At 67.2% G+C, this 18,761-nt stretch carries 15 protein-coding genes and 1 pseudogene; 3 read left to right on the forward strand and 13 right to left on the reverse strand.

Annotated elements, in window-relative coordinates; genetic code table 11:
* Positions 1–9 precede the first annotated feature (9 nt).
* The 5 genes from DMX10_RS25320 to DMX10_RS25340 all read right to left on the reverse strand — a co-directional run bounded on the left by DMX10_RS25320 (position 10) and on the right by DMX10_RS25340 (position 6,001).
* Complete coding sequence (locus tag DMX10_RS25320; protein ID WP_111263691.1) at positions 10–1,104, reverse strand: polyamine ABC transporter substrate-binding protein; 1,095 nt, start codon at positions 1,102–1,104, stop codon at positions 10–12.
* A gap of 59 nt (positions 1,105–1,163) precedes the next feature.
* Positions 1,164–2,264, reverse strand: coding sequence for a polyamine ABC transporter substrate-binding protein (locus DMX10_RS25325; RefSeq protein ID WP_111263692.1), 1,101 nt, complete (start codon positions 2,262–2,264; stop codon positions 1,164–1,166).
* Positions 2,265–2,412: 148 nt separating this feature from the next.
* Complete coding sequence (locus tag DMX10_RS25330) at positions 2,413–3,783, reverse strand: aspartate aminotransferase family protein (RefSeq protein ID WP_111263693.1); 1,371 nt, start codon at positions 3,781–3,783, stop codon at positions 2,413–2,415.
* Positions 3,784–3,847: 64 nt separating this feature from the next.
* Positions 3,848–5,206 (reverse strand): glutamine synthetase family protein, encoded by a 1,359-nt coding sequence (locus DMX10_RS25335; RefSeq protein ID WP_111263694.1) that lies wholly within the window; start codon positions 5,204–5,206, stop codon positions 3,848–3,850.
* 42 nt (positions 5,207–5,248) lie between these two features.
* A complete protein-coding gene (locus DMX10_RS25340; RefSeq protein WP_111263695.1) occupies positions 5,249–6,001 on the reverse strand; it encodes a gamma-glutamyl-gamma-aminobutyrate hydrolase family protein in 753 nt (250 codons plus the stop codon).
* A 276-nt stretch (positions 6,002–6,277) separates the two neighbouring features.
* On the opposite strand from DMX10_RS25340, the gene DMX10_RS25345 reads away from it, so the two are divergent.
* Both DMX10_RS25345 and DMX10_RS25350 read left to right on the forward strand, forming a co-directional pair.
* The gene (locus tag DMX10_RS25345; RefSeq protein ID WP_111263696.1) at positions 6,278–7,654 is read left to right on the forward strand and encodes a glutamine synthetase family protein; all 1,377 of its coding nucleotides are present in this window, start codon (positions 6,278–6,280) and stop codon (positions 7,652–7,654) included.
* Positions 7,655–7,848: 194 nt separating this feature from the next.
* Positions 7,849–8,907 (forward strand): polyamine ABC transporter substrate-binding protein, encoded by a 1,059-nt coding sequence (locus DMX10_RS25350; RefSeq protein ID WP_111263697.1) that lies wholly within the window; start codon positions 7,849–7,851, stop codon positions 8,905–8,907.
* A gap of 4 nt (positions 8,908–8,911) precedes the next feature.
* Here the strand turns inward: DMX10_RS25350 and DMX10_RS25355 are convergent, their stop codons facing one another.
* The 8 genes and pseudogenes from DMX10_RS25355 to DMX10_RS25390 all read right to left on the reverse strand — a co-directional run bounded on the left by DMX10_RS25355 (position 8,912) and on the right by DMX10_RS25390 (position 17,563).
* Positions 8,912–9,832 carry a GTP-binding protein gene (locus DMX10_RS25355; RefSeq protein WP_111263698.1) on the reverse strand — a complete coding sequence of 307 codons (921 nt, stop codon included), beginning with the start codon at positions 9,830–9,832 and terminating at the stop codon, positions 8,912–8,914.
* Between the two features lie 3 nt (positions 9,833–9,835).
* Positions 9,836–11,581, reverse strand: coding sequence for an amidohydrolase (locus tag DMX10_RS25360; RefSeq protein ID WP_111263699.1), 1,746 nt, complete (start codon positions 11,579–11,581; stop codon positions 9,836–9,838).
* An 86-nt stretch (positions 11,582–11,667) separates the two neighbouring features.
* A complete protein-coding gene (locus tag DMX10_RS25365) occupies positions 11,668–12,849 on the reverse strand; it encodes a pyridoxal phosphate-dependent aminotransferase (RefSeq protein WP_111263700.1) in 1,182 nt (393 codons plus the stop codon).
* Between the two features lie 31 nt (positions 12,850–12,880).
* The gene (locus DMX10_RS25370; protein WP_111263701.1) at positions 12,881–13,570 is read right to left on the reverse strand and encodes an ABC transporter permease; all 690 of its coding nucleotides are present in this window, start codon (positions 13,568–13,570) and stop codon (positions 12,881–12,883) included.
* A gap of 8 nt (positions 13,571–13,578) precedes the next feature.
* Positions 13,579–14,292 carry an ABC transporter permease gene (locus DMX10_RS25375; protein WP_111263702.1) on the reverse strand — a complete coding sequence of 238 codons (714 nt, stop codon included), beginning with the start codon at positions 14,290–14,292 and terminating at the stop codon, positions 13,579–13,581.
* A 34-nt stretch (positions 14,293–14,326) separates the two neighbouring features.
* A complete protein-coding gene (locus DMX10_RS25380) occupies positions 14,327–15,103 on the reverse strand; it encodes a transporter substrate-binding domain-containing protein (protein WP_111263703.1) in 777 nt (258 codons plus the stop codon).
* Positions 15,104–15,143: 40 nt separating this feature from the next.
* Positions 15,144–15,863 (reverse strand): annotated as a pseudogene (locus tag DMX10_RS25385) (ABC transporter ATP-binding protein); the annotation flags it as partial.
* A gap of 80 nt (positions 15,864–15,943) precedes the next feature.
* Positions 15,944–17,563 (reverse strand): 5-guanidino-2-oxopentanoate decarboxylase, encoded by a 1,620-nt coding sequence (locus DMX10_RS25390; protein WP_111263705.1) that lies wholly within the window; start codon positions 17,561–17,563, stop codon positions 15,944–15,946.
* A 178-nt stretch (positions 17,564–17,741) separates the two neighbouring features.
* Here DMX10_RS25390 and DMX10_RS25395 point away from each other — a divergent pair, with 178 nt between their 5' ends.
* Positions 17,742–18,671, forward strand: a complete 930-nt coding sequence (locus tag DMX10_RS25395; protein ID WP_111263706.1) for a LysR substrate-binding domain-containing protein — start codon at positions 17,742–17,744, stop codon at positions 18,669–18,671.
* Positions 18,672–18,761: the final 90 nt, after the last annotated feature.

Raw genomic sequence — 18,761 nt, forward strand, 5'->3', positions numbered from 1 at the left:
GTTGTCGTCTCAACGACCGCTTTTTATCCGGGTCCAGTCACGGGTCAGCCAGCGCTGGACATCGCGCGGGCGCTCCCGGGCCACGTAGAGCTTGGCCATCACTTCCGGCGAGGGATAGACACCGGGGTTCTCGCGCACGCTGGCATCGACCAGCGCGGTCGCATCCTTGTTGGCGTTGGCATAGGAAACGTAGTCGCTGATCTTGGCGATCACATCCGGACGCATCAGGTAGTTGATGAAGGCATGTGCCTCTTCAACGTGCCTGGCGTCGCGGGGGATGGCCAGCATGTCCGCCCACATGGCGGTGCCTTCCCTGGGGATGACGTAGATGATGTCGTCCGTGCGCCCGGCTTCCCTGGCGCGGCTGGCGGCCTGGAGCATGTCGCCGGAGTAGCCGAAGGCGATGCAGATGTCGCCGTTGGCGAGGTCGCCGATGGACTTGGAGGAATGGAAGTAGGTGATGTACGGGCGCACCTTGAGCAACTGGGCGGTGGCCTTGTCGTAGTCGGCACGCTCGTGGGTGTGGGGCGAGCCGCCGAGGTAGTTGATCATCTGCGGCATGACTTCGTCGCCGGAATCGATCAGGGCCACGCCGCACTGGGTGAGCTGCCTGACCACGGCGGGGTCGAAGAGCAGGGACCAGGAATCGAGCTTGGCATCGGCGCCGAGGATGGCGCGCACCTTGGTGGCGTTGAGGCCGATGCCGTTGGTGCCCCACATGTAGGGCACGGAGTATTCGTTGCCCGGATCGCCGCCGGCGAGGTTCTTCAGCACGGCAGGGTCCAGGTGGGAGAGGTTCGGCAGCTTGGACTTGTCCAGCTTCTGGTAGGTGCCGGCCTTGATCTGCTTGGCCAGGAAGTGGTTGGTGGGGACCACCAGGTCGTAGCCGGATTGCCCGGTGGCGAGCTTGCCATCGAGGGTTTCGTTGGAGTCGAAGACGTCGTAGACCACCTTGATCCCGGTTTCCTTCTGGAAGTTCTCCAGGGTGTCCGGGGCGATGTAGTCGGACCAGTTGTACACATGCACGACACGCTCCTCGGCCTGTGTCATGGACACGGCGAGGAAGCTGGCCAGCAACCCTAACAGCCAGGGGCGATTGCGCATGAGGAGGTCCTCTCGGGGTGGTTCACCCTCCGGCGCAGCGCCGGAGGGTGAGGGACGGCTTACTTGCCCGACTTGATGGTGGTCCAGGTACGGGTCATTGCGCGCTGCACCTTGGCCGGCAGGTCCGGGAAGGCGTAGAGCTTGGCCATGGTCTCCTTGCTCGGGTAGATGCCCGGGTCGGTGCGGATCGCCTCGTCCACCAGCGGGGTGGCGGCGGCGTTACCGTTCGGGAACTGCACGAAGTTGGTGATCTCGGCCATCACTTCCGGCTTCATCAGGAAGTTCATGAAGGCGTAGGCGGCGTCGGGGTTGGCGGCGTCGGCGGGGATCGCGACCATGTCGAAGAAGGTGCCGGCACCTTCCTTCGGAATGTTGTAGGCGACCTTCACGCCAGCCTTGGCCTCTTCGGCGCGGGACTTGGCCTGGTACACGTCACCCGAGTAGCCCACGGCCACGCAGAGGTTGCCGTTGGCCAGGTCGGAGATGTACTTGGAGGAGTGGAAGTAGGTCACGTGCGGACGGATCTTGAGGAACAGCGCCTCGGCTTCCTTGAGCTGCTTGGGGTCCTGGCTGACCGGGCTGTAGCCCAGGTAGTGCAGGGCGATCGGCAGGATTTCGGTCGGCGAGTCGAGGAAGGAGACACCGCAGGACTTCAGCTTTTCGATGTTCTCGGGCTTGAACAGCAGGTCCCAGGAATCCACCGGGGCCTTGTCGCCGAGCACGGCCTTGACCTTGTCGACGTTGTAGCCGATGCCGATGGAGCCCCACATGTAGGGGAAGGCGTACTGGTTGCCCGGGTCGGAGACTTCGACGGTCTTCAGCAGGTTCGGGTCCAGGTTCTTCCAGTTCGGCAGCTTGGACTTGTCCAGAGGCTGGTAGACCTTGGCCTTGATCTGCTTGGCCAGGAAGTTGTTGGACGGCACCACGATGTCGTAACCGGACTTGCCGGCCAGGAGCTTGGCTTCAAGGGTCTCGTTGGAGTCGAAGACGTCGTAGACGACCTTGATGCCGGTTTCCTTGGTGAACTTCTCGACCGTGTCCGGGGCGATGTAGTCAGACCAGTTGTAGACGTGCAGCACCTTGTCTTCTGCCTGCGCCACGCCGGCCACAGCGCCGGCGAGCGTCATGGCGAGCAGGGTCTTGCCGAAGGTTTTGAACATGCGGGTAGCTCCATTTGTTGTTTAAGTGTCCGAGCGGCGTCGCCACCGCCCGGTGAGCCTGGCCAACGCACTGGCGCAGTCTGGCAAGGTCAGGGGCGCGCTTACAACAGCTCGCGGGATGCGATTGTTTGCAAACTCGCCCAATTGCTCAACCCAGAACCGCACTCGCGGTGAGGTCAAGGCACTTGCGGGCCTTGGTCACCAGTTCGTCGATCTCATCCTTGCTGATCACCAGCGGCGGCGAAACAATCATAGTGTCGCCTACCGCACGCATGATCAGGCCATTGCGGAAGCAGTGCTCGCGGCACTGCATGCCCACGCCCAGATCGGTGAAACGCTCACGGGTCTTCTTGTTCTTGACCAGTTCCAGGGCGCCGACCATGCCGACCCCGCGCGCTTCGCCGACCAGGGGATGGTCAGCCAGCTCCTGCCAACGCTTCTGCAAATACGGTGCCGTTTCCGCCTTCACGTTCTCGACGATCTTCTCTTCGCGCAGGATGCGGATGTTTTCCAGGGCCACCGCGGCGGCCACCGGGTGACCGGAGTAGGTGAAGCCGTGGTAGAACTCGCCGCCCTGGTTGAGCACCTCGACCACCTCGTCACGGACGATGACGCCGCCCATGGGGATGTAGCCGGAGGTCAGGCCCTTGGCGATGGGCATCAGGTCAGGGGCGTTGCCGTAGTACTGGCTGCCGAACCACTCGCCGGTACGGCCGAAGCCGCAGATGACTTCGTCGGCGATGAACAGGATGTCGTAGCGGGCGAGGATCTCGCGGATCTTCGGCCAGTAGGTTTCCGGCGGGACGATCACGCCGCCCGCACCCTGGATGGGCTCGGCGATGAAGGCGGCGACGTTCTCCTCGCCGACTTCGAGGATCTTCTTCTCCAACTGCTCGGCCGCCCAGACGCCGAATTCCTCGGGGGCCATGTCGCCACCCTCGCCGTACCAGTAGGGCTGGGCGATATGGACGATGCCCGGGATCGGCAGGTCGCCCTGCTCGTGCAGCGCCTTCATGCCGCCGAGGCTGACGCCGGCGACGGTGGAGCCGTGGTAGCCGTTCCAGCGGCCGATCACCACTTTCTTCTTCGGCTGGCCCTTGGTCGCCCAGTAGTGGCGGACCATGCGCAGCACGGTGTCGTTGGCTTCGGAACCGGAGCCGGTGAAGAACACGTGGTTCATGCCCTCGGGCGCCAGTTCGGAAATGGCCTTGGCCAGTTCGATGACGGGCGGGTGGGCGGTCTGGAAGAACAGGTTGTAGAAGGGCAGCTCGCGCATCTGGCGGGTGGCCGCCTGCACCAGTTCCTCGCGGCCGTAGCCGACGTTGACGCACCACAGGCCGGCCATGGCGTCGAGGATCTTGTTGCCCTCGCTGTCCCAGATGTAGACGCCGTCGGCTTTGGTGATGATCCGCGCGCCCTTGGCATTCAACGCCTGGTAGTCGGTGAACGGCGGCAGGTGGTGGTCGCGACTGAGTGCCTGCCACTCAAGGGTCTGGGGGTTGGTCACTGGGCTCTTCATTATCTACACCTCTATGCAAATCTGGGTTGGCGTGCCGCGCCACGAACGCGGCACGCCGTTTGGATCAGACGGAAAGCAGCAGGAACTCACGCTCCCAGGAGCTGATGACGCGCTTGAAGTTCTCGTGCTCGGCGCGCTTCACCGCGACGTAGGCACTGATGAACTTGGTGCTCAGGTACTTCTCCAGGGGCTTGCAGTTCTCCAGGCGCTCGAGGGCGTCCTCGAGGGTCAGCGGCAGGCGCAGGTTGCGGCGCTCGTAGCCACGGCCCTTGACCTGCGCGCTCGGCTTGATCTGCTCGACCATGCCGATGTAGCCGCACAGCAGGCTGGCGGCGATCGCCAGGTAGGGGTTGGCGTCGGCACCGGCCAGGCGGTTCTCCACGCGGCGGTTCTGCGGGGTGGCGTCCGGCACGCGCAGGCCCACGGTGCGGTTCTCCTCGCCCCACTCCACGTTCACCGGCGCCGAGGTATCGGGCAGGAAACGGCGGAAGGAGTTCACGTTCGGCGCGAACAGCGGCAGCAGCTCGGGGATGAACTTCTGCAGGCCGCCGATGTGGTGGAGGAACAGCTCGCTCATGGAGCCATCTTCGTTGGAGAAGATGTTCTTGCCGGTCTTGATGTCCACCACGCTCTGGTGCAGGTGCATGGCACTGCCCGGCTGGTCGGTGATCGGCTTGGCCATGAAGGTGGCGGCGACGTTATGTTTCAGCGCGGCCTCGCGCATGGTGCGCTTGAACACGGTGATCTGGTCGGCCAGGGACAGGGCTTCGCCGTGACGGAAGTTGATCTCCATCTGCGCCGGGCCTTCCTCGTGGATGAGGGTGTCCAGGTCGAGGTCCTGCGCCTCGCACCAGTCGTACATGTCCTCGAACAGCGGGTCGAATTCGTTCGCCGCGTCGATGGAGAAGGACTGGCGGCCGGTCTCGGGGCGACCGGAGCGGCCGATCGGGGCCTGCAACGGGTAGTCCGGGTCGTCGCTGCGCTTGGTCAGGTAGAACTCCATCTCCGGCGCGACGATCGGGCGCCAGCCCTTGTCGGCGTAGAGCTTGAGCACTTTCTTGAGGATGTTGCGCGGCGACAGCTCGATGGGGTTGCCCATCTTGTCGAAGGTGTCGTGGATCACCATCGCGGTGGGTTCCAGCGCCCAGGGCACGAGGAACACGGCGTTCTCGTCCGGGCGGCAGACCATGTCGATGTCGGCAGGGTCGAGCAGCTCGTAATAAACGTCGTCCTCGACATAGTCGCCGGTGACGGTCTGCAGCAGCACGCTCTCGGGGAGGCGCATGCCCTTCTCGTCGAGGAACTTGTTGGTCGGCGAGATCTTGCCCCGGGCAATGCCGGTAAGGTCGCTGATCAAGCATTCAACTTCGGTGATTTTGCGTTCTTTCAACCAGCTTGTGAGCTGGTCCAACTTGGTAGTCATAAAGACCTCAGGGTGTGAGAGCTGCAACTGGTATAGCTGAGCTCAGCGTTGCCCCGCCCTCTTCCTGCAAGCCTCACCAAAGGCCTGGAAGATGGCGAGATAATCGGGGTTCGAACGAACCTGCCACTCGGGGTGCCACTGTACTCCGAGCGCGAAACTCGCAGCGCCGACGACCGAGCAGGATTCGACCAACCCGTCAGGCGCCAGCGCTTCTACGTGAAGGCCCGGCGCCAGACGTTCAACGCCCTGGCCATGAATGGAATTTACGAGAATCTCCGCCGGCAAGCCGATGCCGGCGAGGATGCCACCCGGCTGCACATGCACGGGGTGGCTGGGTGCGTACTGCACCTCGAGCGGCTCGTCGGCCGGCTCGCGGTGGTCCATGAAGCCCTCGACCTCGTGCACCTTCTGGTGCAGCGTGCCGCCGAAGGCCACGTTCATCTCCTGGAAGCCCCGGCAGATGCCGAGCACGGGCACACCTGCGGCCACGGCGGCACGCATCAGCGAAAGCGTGGTGCCATCGCGCTGCGGATCGTGGAGGGTGCCGGGCTCGCTGGCCGGGCCGGAATAATGATGGGGTTCGACGTTGGAAGGCGAACCGGTGAACAGCAGGCCGTCTAGACTGGCCAAAAGGGAAGTCGTCTCGATGAGCTCGCCGAGAGCGGGAATAATCAGAGGAACACCGCCGGCGCCAAGGGCTACCGCACGAAGATACTTGTCACCCGCTATATGGTAAGGATGCAGACCGATCTGCTTGGTACAAGCGGTTACGCCGATGAACGGCAGGCGAGACATGAGACACCCGTTTTATTGCTGTTATGGGTTGCGACCGAGCTTAGCGTTGTTCATTTTTTTACACAATAGGGCTGTAAAAAATCGAACACACCTCGCTGAGCGCCGCGTGCGCCATGGCCCCGAGAGGGGTCAGATGCCCCTCAAACGCCCCAAAATTGGCCATATGGCCCTGTTTTAGGGCAAAATGGGGCGCTATTGACATCGTTAGGGGATTCCGATTGACTCTCACCCTAGCGAACGTGTGATTGATATTTTTAACAAGAAAGGTGTTGCATCATGTCGGTACCCCCGCGTGCCGTTCAGCTTCAAGAAGCGAACGAGTTCCTTAAGGAACATCCTGAGGTCCAGTTCGTCGACCTCCTGATCGCAGATATGAATGGAGTAGTCCGAGGCAAGCGAATCGAACGCGCCAGCCTCCACAAAGTTTACGAAAAAGGCATCAACCTCCCCGCTTCCTTATTCGCCCTCGATATCAACGGTTCCACCGTTGAAAGCACCGGCCTCGGCCTGGACATCGGCGACGCCGATCGTATCTGCTACCCGATCCCCGGCACCCTGTGCGACGAGCCCTGGCAGAAGCGCCCCACCGCGCAACTGCTGATGACCATGCACGAGATGGAAGGCGAGCCCTTCTTCGCCGACCCGCGTGAAGTGCTGCGCCAGGTCGTGGCGAAGTTCGACGATCTCGGCCTGACCATCTGCGCCGCGTTCGAGCTCGAGTTCTACCTGATCGACCAGGAGAACGTGAACGGCCGTCCGCAGCCGCCGCGCTCCCCGATCTCCGGCAAGCGTCCGCAGTCCACCCAGGTCTACCTGATCGACGACCTCGACGAGTACGCCGACTGCCTGCAGGACATCCTCGAAGGCGCCAAGGTCCAGGGCATCCCGGCCGACGCCATCGTCAAGGAAAGCGCCCCGGCCCAGTTCGAGGTCAACCTCCACCACGTGGCGGACCCGATCAAGGCCTGCGACTATGCCGTGCTGCTCAAGCGCCTGGTGAAGAACATCGCGTACGACCACGAGATGGACACCACCTTCATGGCCAAGCCCTACCCGGGCCAGGCCGGCAACGGTCTGCACGTCCATATCTCGCTGCTGGACAAGCATGGCAAGAACATCTTCGCCAGCGAGGATCCCGAGCAGAACGCCGCATTGCGCCATGCGCTCGGCGGTGTGCTCGAGACCCTGCCCGCCTCCATGGCCTTCCTCTGCCCGAACGTGAACTCCTACCGTCGCTTCGGTGCGCAGTTCTACGTGCCGAACGCACCGAGCTGGGGCCTGGACAACCGTACCGTCGCCCTGCGCGTGCCCACCGGCAGCGCGGATGCGGTGCGCATCGAACACCGCGTCGCCGGTGCCGATGCCAACCCGTACCTGATGATGGCGTCGATCCTGGCGGGCGTGCACCACGGCCTGACCAACCAGATCGAGCCCGGCGCCCCCATCGAAGGCAACTCGTACGAGCAGCTGGAGCAGAGCCTGCCGAACAACCTGCGCGATGCACTGCGCGAGCTGGACGACAGCGAGATCCTGGCCAAGTACATCAGCCCGGACTACATCGACATCTTCGTCGCGTGCAAGGAAAGCGAGCTGGAGGAGTTCGAACACTCCATCTCCGACCTCGAATACAACTGGTACCTGCATACCGTGTAAGCGAGTCGAAAGACGCCGGCCCCAGGGCCGGCGTTTTTTTGCCTGCCATTTCCACCCGTCCCCTCATCCGCGACGCTGGAAGGGCGCCGTGGGACCGCGCAAAGGCCCGATCCAGAGAGGCCCAGCTGACATGCATCAACCTGCTGAAACATTCGCGCAGCAATAATGCTCCGCCAACCATCAGGGAGGACTCCATGCCCCGCTTCCTCGCACCGCTGCTGCTCGCGCTGCTGCCGAACCTGGCCAGCGCCGAAGACACCATCCGCGTCTACAACTGGAACGACTACATCGCCCCCCAGGTGCTCAAGGACTTCGAGCAGCAGACCGGCATCCGCGTGGACTACCACACCTTCGCCAGCGCCGAAGAACTGCAGAAGGCCATGGAGAGCGGCGAGGCCATCGACATCGTGGTGCCCTCCCACAACAACCTCCCGGAACTGATCAAGGCCGGCCGCCTGCAGCCGCTGGACTTCAGCCGCCTGCCCAACCGCAAGCACCTGGACAAGCAGCTGCTCAGCAAGCTCGCCGCCGTCGACCCCAACAACCAGCACGCCGTGCCCTACCTCTGGGGTGCCGTCGGCCTCGCGGTGAACACGCCCCAGGCCGAGAAGGCCTACGGCGGTCCGCTGCCCTCGAGCTGGAGCGTTCTGTTCGAGCCCGAGCAGAGCAAGCGCCTGGCCAGCTGCGGCATGAGCGTGCTCGACGCCCCGGACGAAGCCCTGTCGATCCTCATGACCTACCAGGGCCGCACCCTCGCCCGCACCGCGCCCAGCCGGCTCAAGCGCTCCGCCGAGCTGCTCGGCGGCCTGCGCCCGAACCTGCGCTACATCGACAGCGAGCGCTACATCGAAGACCTCAACAAGGGCCGGCTGTGCGTCGCCATGGCCTGGGTCGGCGACGCCCTCAACGCCGCAGCCGCCGGCCAGCCGGTGCGCTTCGTGGTGCCCGACGAGGGCTCGGTGCTGTTCATCGACAACCTCGCCATCCCCAGCAGCGCCAACCGCGCCGACCTCGCCCACCGCTTCATCGACTTCATGATGCAACCCAAGGTCGCCGCGCAGATCACCAGCGAAACCCTCTACCCCAACGGCAACGCCGACGCCCGCGAATTCCTCGCCGCCGACCTGCGCGACCAGCCGGGACTCTACCCCGACAAGGAAACCAAGCGCCGCTTGTTCGCCCTGGAGTCCCTGCCGGACAAACTCGGCGCCACCCGCGATCAGGTCTGGGCCGCTTTCCGCGACGGCCACTGAGCCCTCAGCGCAGGCAGGCGCGCAACCCGCCCTCCAGCGCCTGTCGCCCGGCGAACCCACGCCGGGCGATGAACACCAGGCGCATGCCATCGCCCACCGGCCCGCTCACCGGGCCGAACTGGCTGCGCCGCCCCACCTGCTGCAACCAGAGCGCCCCGTCGGCCGCCTCCAGGCGCACCCAGCCCTTGAGGCGGAACAGCGCATCCGGCAGGCCCGCCAGCCAGGCCCGCAGGCGCCCGGCATCGAAAAACCCCTCGCCTTCCCAGACCCAGGACTCGAACAGCTGCCCGTGGTCCGCCGTCGCCACCGGCGTCAGTACTCCGGGCACACGGGATGGCGGCTCCGCCTCCAGCCACAGCGCGTCAGGCAGGTCGGCCTGCACCCCGACATGCAGCAGCGCACGCCCCGGCAGCGCCTCGCGCAGGCGCACCAGCTCGTCCGCGTCCACCAGGTCGCTCTTGTTCAGCAGCAGCACATCGGCCGCCGAAACCTGGGCGCGGGCCAGCCGTGCGTACTCGCCATCCAGTGCCAGGTGGCGAGTGGCGTCCACCAGGGTGATCACCAGGTCCAGCCGCAGCAGGCCGCGCAGCTGTGGATAACCCAGGGTCTGCACGATGCGCTGCGGGTCGGAGACGCCGCTGCACTCGATGACGATGCGCTCCAGGCGCGGCGAGAGCTGCGCCAGGCTGGCCAGCTGCGCCAGCAGGTCTTCCTGCACCGTGCAGCAGATGCAGCCGTTCTGCAGGCTGTACACCGCATCGGTGACCTCGGCCACCAGCGCCGCATCGATGTTCAGCGCGCCGAAGTCGTTGACGATCACCGCCAGCCGGCTGTCCCCCGCGCGCCGGACCATGCGATTGAGCAAGGTGGTCTTGCCGGCCCCGAGAAACCCCGCCACCACCGTGACCGCGATGCGCTCGTCCATGGCCTACCCCTGCGCCTCGATCACCGGCGGCTCGCCCTTCCAGACCGCCTCCAGGCCGAGCCCGGCCAGCGCGCCTTCGCGGTCGTAGACCAGCTGGCCCTCGACGAAGGTCAGCAGCACCCGGGTGCGGTGGATGTAGTTGCGCGCCGGCTGGGCGAACAGGTCACGGTCGAGCACGATCAGGTCCGCCGCCTTGCCCGTCTCCAGGCTGCCGGTGCTGCCCTCCAGGCCCATTGCGATGGCGCCATTGCGCGTGGCCACGCGCAGCGCCTGCTCCAGGGTGATCGGCTCGCCGAAGCAGGCCGGGTCGTCGTTCCAGGGGTTCTGCCGGGTGACCATGGTCTCCAGTGCCAGCCAGGGGTCGATCGACGCCACCGGCCAGTCGGTGCCGAACACCGCCGTGCCGCCGGCCTCCAGCACACCCTTGAAGTCGTAGATGCGCTTGAGCCGCTCCTGCCCATAGCCCGAACGCGCGCCGCTGGCGAAGGGCGTCGGGTACCAGGCGGCCGGGGAGAACTCGGCGATCACCTGCAGCGCCTGGAAGCGCTTGAGGTTGCCCGGGTGCAGCAGCGTGCTGTGGGCGCACTGGTGGCGCACGCCGCTGAAGCCGTTGCGCCGCCGTGCTTCGGCCACCGCATCGAGGAACACGTCGGAGGCGCCGTCGCCGGTGCAGTGGGCGATGACACGGATGCCCCGGCGGTCCATGTCCACCAGCATGTCGGTGATGTGTTCGGGGGTGAGGTTGAGCTTGCCCCGCCACTCCGACTCGTTCGGCCAAGGCGTGAGCAGGAAGGACGAACGCGGCTCCACCGTGCCGTCGAAGTGGAATTTCACCGCGTTGGCGCTGAGGCGAGCGCTGCGGTAGTAGTGGCGCTCGCCGGCCAGCAGCTGCCAGCGCCTGCGCACCGGAAAGATGTCGTCCTGCCAGCTGATCGCCGCCTCGATGCGCACCGTCAGCTCGCCCGCGTCGTCCAGCGCCTTCAGCGCCTGCAGGCGGTGTTCGCAGACGTGCACGTACTTGCTCGCCGTGACCCCTCGCGAACTCTGGAAGTGCACCCCATCGCGGTAGGCCCGGCGCAGCACCGCCACCGGGGTCGGCGGCATGGCGGCGTGGATCATCGCGTAGGCCCCGTCGATCATCAGCCCGGTGGGCTCGCCGGTCAGCTCGTCGCGCTCCAGGTAGCCATTGCGCGGGTCGGGGGTGTGGCGGTCGATGCCGGCGAGCTGCAGCGCCTTCGAGTTCACCATCATGGTGCCCCACATGCGGTCCAGCAGCGCCACCGGGCGATCGGGCATCACCTGATCGAGCCAGGCGCGGCCGGGCACCAGGCCCGCCTCGCGGAAGGTGTAGCGCACCCAGTACTGGCCGTGGATCCAGCCATCGCCGGGGTGGGCATCGGCATAGGCGCGGATCGCCGCCTCCAGCTGCGCGGGCGTCGGGTCCTCGATGCCGACATCGAGGTCGTCGCTGTAGCGCGGCGCCAGCGCCAGGTCCGGGTGGGTGTGCATGTCGTGCAGCCCGGGCATGCAGAAGGCCCCGCCCAGGTCGTGCACGCGGGTGGCCGGCCCCTTGAAGGCCTGCACGGCGGCGCGGTCGCCCACAGCCAGCAGGCGGCCTCCGCGGATCGCCACCGCCTCGGCCCAGGGCTGTGCCGGGTCCTGGGTGCAGATGCGGCCGTTGTCGAGGATCAGGTCGGCGAAATGGCCCGTGGCCGAATGGGTCGAGGAGAAGTTGTCGGCGTCAGTCATGGCGGCACCTTGTGATTTTCTCGGGCGTGGCCAGGCCCGGCGCGTGAGTGCGCCGTCAGCCTGGGTCGGTCAGGAACGGCGGTGGATCAGTGCGGGGTCTGCAGGCGCCCGATGAAACCGGCGATGCGCCGGCAGGCTTCTTCCAGCTCGCCATCGGAGACAGTGAACGAGAGCCGCACGAAGCCCCGGCAGCTGGCGCCGAAGGCCTCCGCGTCGAGCACCGAGACCCCGGTCTCGCGGAACAGCCGCCAGGCGAAGTCCATGCCCGAGAGCCCCGTCTCGCGCACGTCCACCAGCATGAACATGCCGGCCTCCGGCACCTTGCAGCGCAGCAGCGGCACATCGGCGAGACCCCGCACCACCAGGTCGCGGCGGCGGCGGTAGGTCTCGCGGGCTTCGCCAACCACTGCCTCGTCCAGCTCCAGGGCCTTCAGCGCGGCGGCCTGGATGAAGCCCGGCAGGCCGTAGATCATGCACAGCATCAGGTTGTCGAGGTGGCCGATCAGCGCCGGCGGCGCCACCACCCAGCCCACGCGCCAGCCGGTCATGGCGTGGCTCTTCGACAGGCTGTTGAGCACCACGGTGCGCGCCGCCATGCCCTCCAGGCTGGCGACGCTGCGGTGCGGGCGGTCGTAGGTGAGCTGGCCGTAGACCTCGTCGGACAGCACCCAGAGATCATGGCGCCGGGCGACCTCCGCCACCGCCTCCAGCTCCTCGTCGGTGTAGACGTTGCCGGTGGGGTTGTTGGGCGTGGCCAGGGCGATGCCCCGGGTGCGCGGCGTGAGCACCGCCTCCAGCGCTTCGGCAGTGAGACGGAAGTCGCCCTCCGCCGGCTGCGGGATGCTCACCAGACGGGCGCCGGAGGCCTGGATGCTGGCGGCGTAGGTCAGGTACATCGGCTCCGGCACCAGCACCTCGTCGCCGCCCTCGAACAGGCACATGGCGGTGGCGTAGAGGCCGTTCTGCGCCCCGGCGACCACGGCGACGTTGCCCACTTCAACGGGGATGCCCAACAGCTTGCGTTGCTTGGCGGCGATGGCCTCGCGCAGCGGCGTGCGGCCGATCACCGCGCTGTAGTGGGTGTCGCCCTGGCCCAGGGCCTCGATGGCAGCGGTGCGGATCGGCTCGGCGGTGGTGAAGTCCGGGTCGCCGATGCTCAGGACGATGGCGTCCTCGCCACGCTCCTGGGCCGCGCAGGCCGCGTAGTGGATGTCCCAGGCGCTGACGGTCTCGCCGCTGATGCGCCCGACCAGGGATGAATACTTCATGCACGGCTCCTTGGGATCCGGGTCAATGGGTTCAGGCCTGGCGCTGCGGCGTACGGCCGACTCGCGCGAAGCCCTGTTCGATGAGGAAGGCCAGGACGATGTAGACCACCGCCACCACCAGCAGCGGCTCGTAGACCCGCAGGGTCTGCGAACGCACCAGGTTGGCCGCGCCGAGCAGGTCGGTGACCGCCACGGTGGAGGCCAGCGCGGTGGACTTGAGCAGCATCACGCTCTCGCCGGCCAGGGTCGGGCGCAGCATCTGCAACGCCCGCGGCATCCACACCCGCCGCAGCACCTGCCAGGGGCGCATGCCGTAGGCCCGCGCCGCCTCCAGCTCGCCACGGGGCACCGCGCGCAGGCCGCCGCGCAGCACCTCGCCGACATAGGCACCGACGCTCAGGGTCAGGGCGAAGGCGACATACCAGAAGCCCTCGCGCAGGTAGGGCCAGAGCAGGCTGTGGCGGACCAGCGGGAAGCTGGCGAAGACACTGCCCACGCCGTAGTAGCGGATGTAGATCTGCACCAGCAGCGGCGTGCCCCGCAGCACGCTGGTGTAGAAGCGCGCGCCACCCGCCAGCAGCGGGTTGCGCGACAGCCGGGCCAGGGCCACGGCAATCGCCAGCAGGAAGCCGAAGCAGGCCGAGATCAGCAGCAACTGCAAGGTCAGCACCGCGCCGCGCGTCAGCTCACCGGTAAAGCCACTCAACCAGGTGAAGTCCATGAGCCCTCCTAGGCGAGCCGGGGCATCCAGCGTTCGAAGCGTGCCTCGAAGCGCCGGAACACCAGGCTGGAGACCAGCGTGATGAGGTAATAGAAGGCCGCCACCGCCAGGTAGAACATCAGGTAGTGCTTGGTCGAGGCGGCAGCCTGGCGCCCCGCGCCCAGCAGCTCGCTGTAGCCCACCACGCTGATCAGGGCGCTGTCCTTGACCAGCACCAGCCATAGGTTGGACAGGCCGGCGACCACATGGGGCAGCATGCTCGGCACCAGCACCCGCCTCAGCACCATGAAGGGCTTCATGCCATAGGCCCGCCCGGCCTCGATCTGGCCCACGGGGATGGCCTCGATGGCGCCGCGGATGATCTCCGCCGAATACGCGCCCTGGACGATGCCCAGCACCACGATGCCGGCGAGGAAGCCATTGACCTCCACCGGCGGCTGGCCGGCGGCGGCCATCAGCAGGTTGAGCAGGTCGGAGCCCGCGTAGTACAGCAGCAGGATCAGCAGCAGCTCGGGCACGGCGCGGTAGAGCGTGGTGTAGCAGTTGGCCCAGATCACCAGCCAACGTGGCCCCCAGAGCTTGACCAGGGCGACGACCAGGCCCAGGGACAGGCCGAGCACGAAGGCCCCGATCGAGATGCCCAGGGTCTTCACGGCGCCCTGGGCCAGGGCCTGCAGCCAGCCATCGGTGAACAGCAGCCGCTGGATTTCGATAGCGGTCATGAATGCACCTGCGAGGAATGGGAGCGAGCGCGCATCACTGCCGGGCCGAGATGTCGGCCTTGAAGTAGCGCCCGCGAATGGCGTCGTAGCTGCCGTCGTCGCGCAGCGCCTGCAAGGCCAGGTTGAGGCGCTCGCGCAGGGCGTCGTTGCCCTTGCGCACCGCCGCGCCCACGCCTTCGCCGAACAGCGGGTCCTGCGGCGCCACGCCCTTGCTGGCGAGCATCGCGTTGTCCGGCAGGTCGAGCACCGGCTCCACCGCCAACTGGTCGGCGAGCATGATGTCGATGCGGCCGCTGCGCAGGTCGGCGAGGATGTCGTCCTGGGCGTTGTAGTAGCGCACGATGGAGTCCCTGCCGAAGTACTTCTTGGCATAGGCGGAGTGGGTGGTGGAGCCCTGCACGCCGATGATCAGCCCCTTCAGGCCTTCGGGCGTGGGCTGCACGTCCAGGCTGCGGTCGGCGACCCAGAGGGCGGGCGTGAAGAAGTAGGGCTCGCTGAAGTCGACCACCTCGCGGCGCTCGGGAGTGATGGACAGCGAGTTCAGCACCACGTCCACCTGCTGCGCCTTGAGCGCGGGGATCAACCCGTCCCAGGCCATCTCGTTGAGCGGGCATTGCACCTGCATGCGCGCGCACAGGGCAGTGATCAGCTCCGGCTCGAAACCGCTCCACTGGCCCTTGCCGCTCTTGAAGGAGAAGGGTGGGTAGGCTTCCTGGGCGATGCCGAAGACGATCTTCTCCTGGGCCACGGCGACACTGGCGACGCTGGCCAGCAGGGCGGCCTGGAGCAGGGCGATGAGGCTTCTTTTCATGGTGGGTCCCTCGTTGTGGTTTTTGTATTTGCCAGGGGATTCAGCGGTTGTCCTGAGCCATCACGAACTGCCGGCAACGCTCGCTGCGCGGGTCCAGCAGCACTTGGGAAGGCGGGCCCTGCTCCTCGATGCGGCCCTGGTGGAGGAACACCACCCGGCTGGACACATCGCGGGCGAACGCCATCTCGTGGGTCACCAGGATCATGGTGCGCCCCTCTTCGGCGATGCCGCGGATCACCCGCAGCACATCGCCCACCAGTTCGGGGTCGAGCGCCGAGGTCGGCTCGTCGAAGAGCAGCACCTGCGGACGCACCGCCAGCGCCCGGGCGATGGCCACGCGCTGCTGCTGGCCACCGGAGAGGAAGGCCGGGTAGGCATGGCGCTTGTCCGCCAGGCCGACCCGCTCCAGCAACTGCTCGGCGTGGCCGATGGCGTCCTGGCGCTTTTCGCCGAGCACATGCACCGGCGCCTCGATGATGTTTTCCAGCACCGTGCGGTGCGGCCACAGGTTGAAGTTCTGGAACACCATGCTCAGGCGGGTGCGCAGGCGCTCCACCTGGCGCGGGTCGCCGATGCGGCCGTGGCCGGCGCGGTCACGCTTGAGCGCGACCTTCTCGCCATTGATGTGCAGGCTGCCGGCGTCCGGGATCTCCAGCAGGTTGATGCAGCGCAGCAGCGTGCTCTTGCCCGAGCCGCTGGCGCCGATCAGCGAGACCACGTCGCCCTCGCGGGCCTCCAGAGAAATCCCCTTGAGCACGTGGTGCTCGGCGTAGCTCTTGTGCAGCCCGTCGAGGGCGACCGCAGGCGGCGTGGTCGGCGCCACGGCGGGAGGGGTCGTGTTCATCGGGTTTCTCCACTGGCCGGCAGGAAGTCGGCGGCGTCGAGTTCGATCAGGTGCGGCTCGCAGGTCCCGGCCAGGCTGCCGAGCAGCTCGCTCAGGCCCTCCAGGCTGCGCACCGCGTGGTGACTGACGTGGCAGGCACGGGCCAGGGCCGCGAAGTCCGGGGCGAGGATGTCCACGCCCAGGGGCGGCACCTCGCGGGCCACCATGGAGTCGCGGATCTCGCCGTAGCAGTGGTTGTTCCACAGCACCAGGATCACCCCGACCCCCGCCTCGCGGGCGGCGATCAGTTCGGCGCTGGAGAACTGCACGCCACCGTCGCCGGCCAGCGCCAGCACCGGCCGCCCGGGGAGCGCCAGCTTGGCGCCGATGGCGGCCGGCAGGGCATAGCCGAGGGTGCCGTAGCCGGTCCCGGCATTGAACCAGCTGCCAGGCAGCGGGGCGCGATAGCCGAGGGCGCCCTGGTACACCGGCTGGGTCGAGTCGCCGACCAGCACCGGCGCCGGCAGGGCGTCTCGCAGGGTATCGAGCAGCGCCTGCAGCGCCCGTTGCCGGGGGCTCCAGCGCTCGCGCTCGGCGGCATTGACCCGGCGCACGGCGGCCTGCGCCCAGCCGCCGTCACGCGAGGCAGGGGGCAGGGCCGCGAGCAGGGCCCGCAAGCCGAGCCCGGCATCGCCCAGCAGGCCGACTTCGGCGCGCTGCACGCCGAGTATCTGCAGCGGGTCGATGTCCAGGCGGATCACCGGCACCTCGAGCGACAGGGGGCCGAGGCCGAAGAAGTCGTAGTCGGTCTCGCCCAGTTCGGTGCCCACCGCCAGCACCACATCGGCCTCGGCGAACAGCGCGCGGCCATGGGCCGATGACTGCACGCCATCGAGCAGCAACGGGTGGTCCGGCTCCAGCAGGCCACGGGCGTTGGTGGTCAGCGCCACCGGTGCCTGCAGGTGCTCGGCCAGCTCGCGCAGGGCGGCGGCGCCACCCCGGGCACCGCCACCGGCGAGGATCAGCGGCTTGCGCGCCCCGGCCAGCAGGGCCGCAGCCTCGGCCACGGCGGCCGGTGCCGGGGCGGCGGCCTGGGGCAGCGCACGGGCGCGCAGGTCGAGGCCGTCGGCAGGCAGCTCCAGGACGTCCAGGGGAATCTCGATATGCACCGGGCGGGGCCGCGCGCAGCGGAACAGGGCGAAGGCGCGGGCCAGCACCTCCGGCAGTTCCTGGGGTCGCTGCAGCGTATGGCTGAAGGCGCAGACGCCGGCGACCATGGCGCGCTGGTCCGGCAGCTCATGCAGGTAGCCGTGGCCCAGGCGCTGGTGCTCGCGGCGGCTGGTGGTGGAGATCACCAGCATGGGCACCGAATCGGCGTAGGCCTGGCCCATGGCGGTGAGGATGTTGGTCATGCCCGGGCCGGTGATGATGAAGCACACGCCCGGCTTGCCGCTGGCGCGGGCGTAGCCATCGGCCATGAAGCCGGCGCCCTGCTCGTGGCGCGGGCTGATGTGGCGCAGGCGGCTGCCGGCGAGGCCGCGATAGAGCTCGACGGTATGCACCCCGGGGATGCCGAAGACGGTTTCGACGCCATAGCCTTCGAGCAGTCGGACGAGCGCCTGGGCGCAACTGGTCATGCGAGCACCTCTTGTTATAGGTATGGGCTCCCGGCGCGGGGCCGGAGGGCAGTCCGGGAAGGCCCGGCGGAATGGCCCCATTATTGGTGAGTTGCGCGCTACAACAATCGAATTGTTTTTGCCGTATTGTTCAATCCGATTCACCATTGGACGACCCGATACCGCCTCCGGAGCCACCATGCGCTACCCCTCGATGACCGCCATCCGCGCCCTGGACGCCATCGCCCGCCTGGGCAGCGTGTCGGCGGCGGCCCGCGAACTGAGCCTCACCCGCAGCGCCATCAGTCACCAGGTCAGCAGCCTGGAGCAGAGCCTCGGTTTCGCCCTCACCGAGCGCATCGGGCGTGGCATCGGCCTCACCTACCAGGGCGAGCGCTATGCGCGGGAAGTGCACAAGGTCCTCTCCACGCTGCAGGAGGCCGCCCTGGGCCTCGACGAGCAGCAGGTCTGGGGCCGGCTCTGCGTGAGCTGCAACCCCGGCTTCGCCACCTACTGGCTGTGCCACCACATCGGCGCCTTTCTCCGCCAGTTCCCCCAGGTGCAATTGCAGGTGATCTCGCCCCGCGCCCCGGACGACACCAGCAACGGCAACGCCGACCTGTTCATCGCCTACGGCATCGGCGACTGGCCGGACCAGTGGGTGGAGCAGATCGTCCCCTTGCGCTTCTTCCCGGTCTGCAGCCCGCGCCTGATCAACGCCCACGGCGGGCTCAAGAGCCCCCAGGAGCTGGGCGGCTTCCCCCTGCTGCACATGACCGACCACAGCGACTGGCGCGTCTGGCTGGCCACTGCCGGCGCCTCCAACATCGACGCGGCCACCGGCATCGTCTTCTCCGACGCCCACTGCGCGCAGTCGGCGTGCATCGCGGCCCAGGGCATGGCCATCGGCGACAACCTGCTCAGCGGCGACGCCCTGGCGCGCGGCCTGCTGGTACGTCCCTTCGAGATCAGCATCGACTCCCATCGCGGCTATTACCTGGTGGCCGACCCGCTGAGGGCCGAGCGCCCGGCCGTGCGCGCCTTCAGCAACTGGGTCAAGCACCAGCTGCAGGCCAGCCTGCCGGGGCTGAACAAGCGCAACGACCCCCTGATGGAACACCCCCGCTGAGATCGGCCGGGCCGGGCGGGGATGACGCAGAGGAGGTCGAGGACCGCCTGGCCGGAACGACCGGGGAAGGGGCTACGCCGCGTGGGCGGG

Origin of the sequence: Pseudomonas sp. 57B-090624, assembly GCF_003234055.1 — a bacterium.
GTDB lineage: Bacteria > Pseudomonadota > Gammaproteobacteria > Pseudomonadales > Pseudomonadaceae > Metapseudomonas > Metapseudomonas tohonis.

Bases quoted from the DNA above. Each gene is read 5' to 3' on its own strand.
- DMX10_RS25320 (WP_111263691.1), bottom strand. From the start codon at position 1,104: ATGCGCAATCGCCCCTGGCTGTTAGGGTTGCTGGCCAGCTTCCTCGCC.
- DMX10_RS25325 (WP_111263692.1), bottom strand. From the start codon at position 2,264: ATGTTCAAAACCTTCGGCAAGACCCTGCTCGCCATGACGCTCGCCGGC.
- DMX10_RS25330 (WP_111263693.1), bottom strand. From the start codon at position 3,783: ATGAAGAGCCCAGTGACCAACCCCCAGACCCTTGAGTGGCAGGCACTC.
- DMX10_RS25335 (WP_111263694.1), bottom strand. From the start codon at position 5,206: ATGACTACCAAGTTGGACCAGCTCACAAGCTGGTTGAAAGAACGCAAA.
- DMX10_RS25340 (WP_111263695.1), bottom strand. From the start codon at position 6,001: ATGTCTCGCCTGCCGTTCATCGGCGTAACCGCTTGTACCAAGCAGATC.
- DMX10_RS25345 (WP_111263696.1), top strand. From the start codon at position 6,278: ATGTCGGTACCCCCGCGTGCCGTTCAGCTTCAAGAAGCGAACGAGTTC.
- DMX10_RS25350 (WP_111263697.1), top strand. From the start codon at position 7,849: ATGCCCCGCTTCCTCGCACCGCTGCTGCTCGCGCTGCTGCCGAACCTG.
- DMX10_RS25355 (WP_111263698.1), bottom strand. From the start codon at position 9,832: ATGGACGAGCGCATCGCGGTCACGGTGGTGGCGGGGTTTCTCGGGGCC.
- DMX10_RS25360 (WP_111263699.1), bottom strand. From the start codon at position 11,581: ATGACTGACGCCGACAACTTCTCCTCGACCCATTCGGCCACGGGCCAT.
- DMX10_RS25365 (WP_111263700.1), bottom strand. From the start codon at position 12,849: ATGAAGTATTCATCCCTGGTCGGGCGCATCAGCGGCGAGACCGTCAGC.
- DMX10_RS25370 (WP_111263701.1), bottom strand. From the start codon at position 13,570: ATGGACTTCACCTGGTTGAGTGGCTTTACCGGTGAGCTGACGCGCGGC.
- DMX10_RS25375 (WP_111263702.1), bottom strand. From the start codon at position 14,292: ATGACCGCTATCGAAATCCAGCGGCTGCTGTTCACCGATGGCTGGCTG.
- DMX10_RS25380 (WP_111263703.1), bottom strand. From the start codon at position 15,103: ATGAAAAGAAGCCTCATCGCCCTGCTCCAGGCCGCCCTGCTGGCCAGC.
- DMX10_RS25390 (WP_111263705.1), bottom strand. From the start codon at position 17,563: ATGACCAGTTGCGCCCAGGCGCTCGTCCGACTGCTCGAAGGCTATGGC.
- DMX10_RS25395 (WP_111263706.1), top strand. From the start codon at position 17,742: ATGCGCTACCCCTCGATGACCGCCATCCGCGCCCTGGACGCCATCGCC.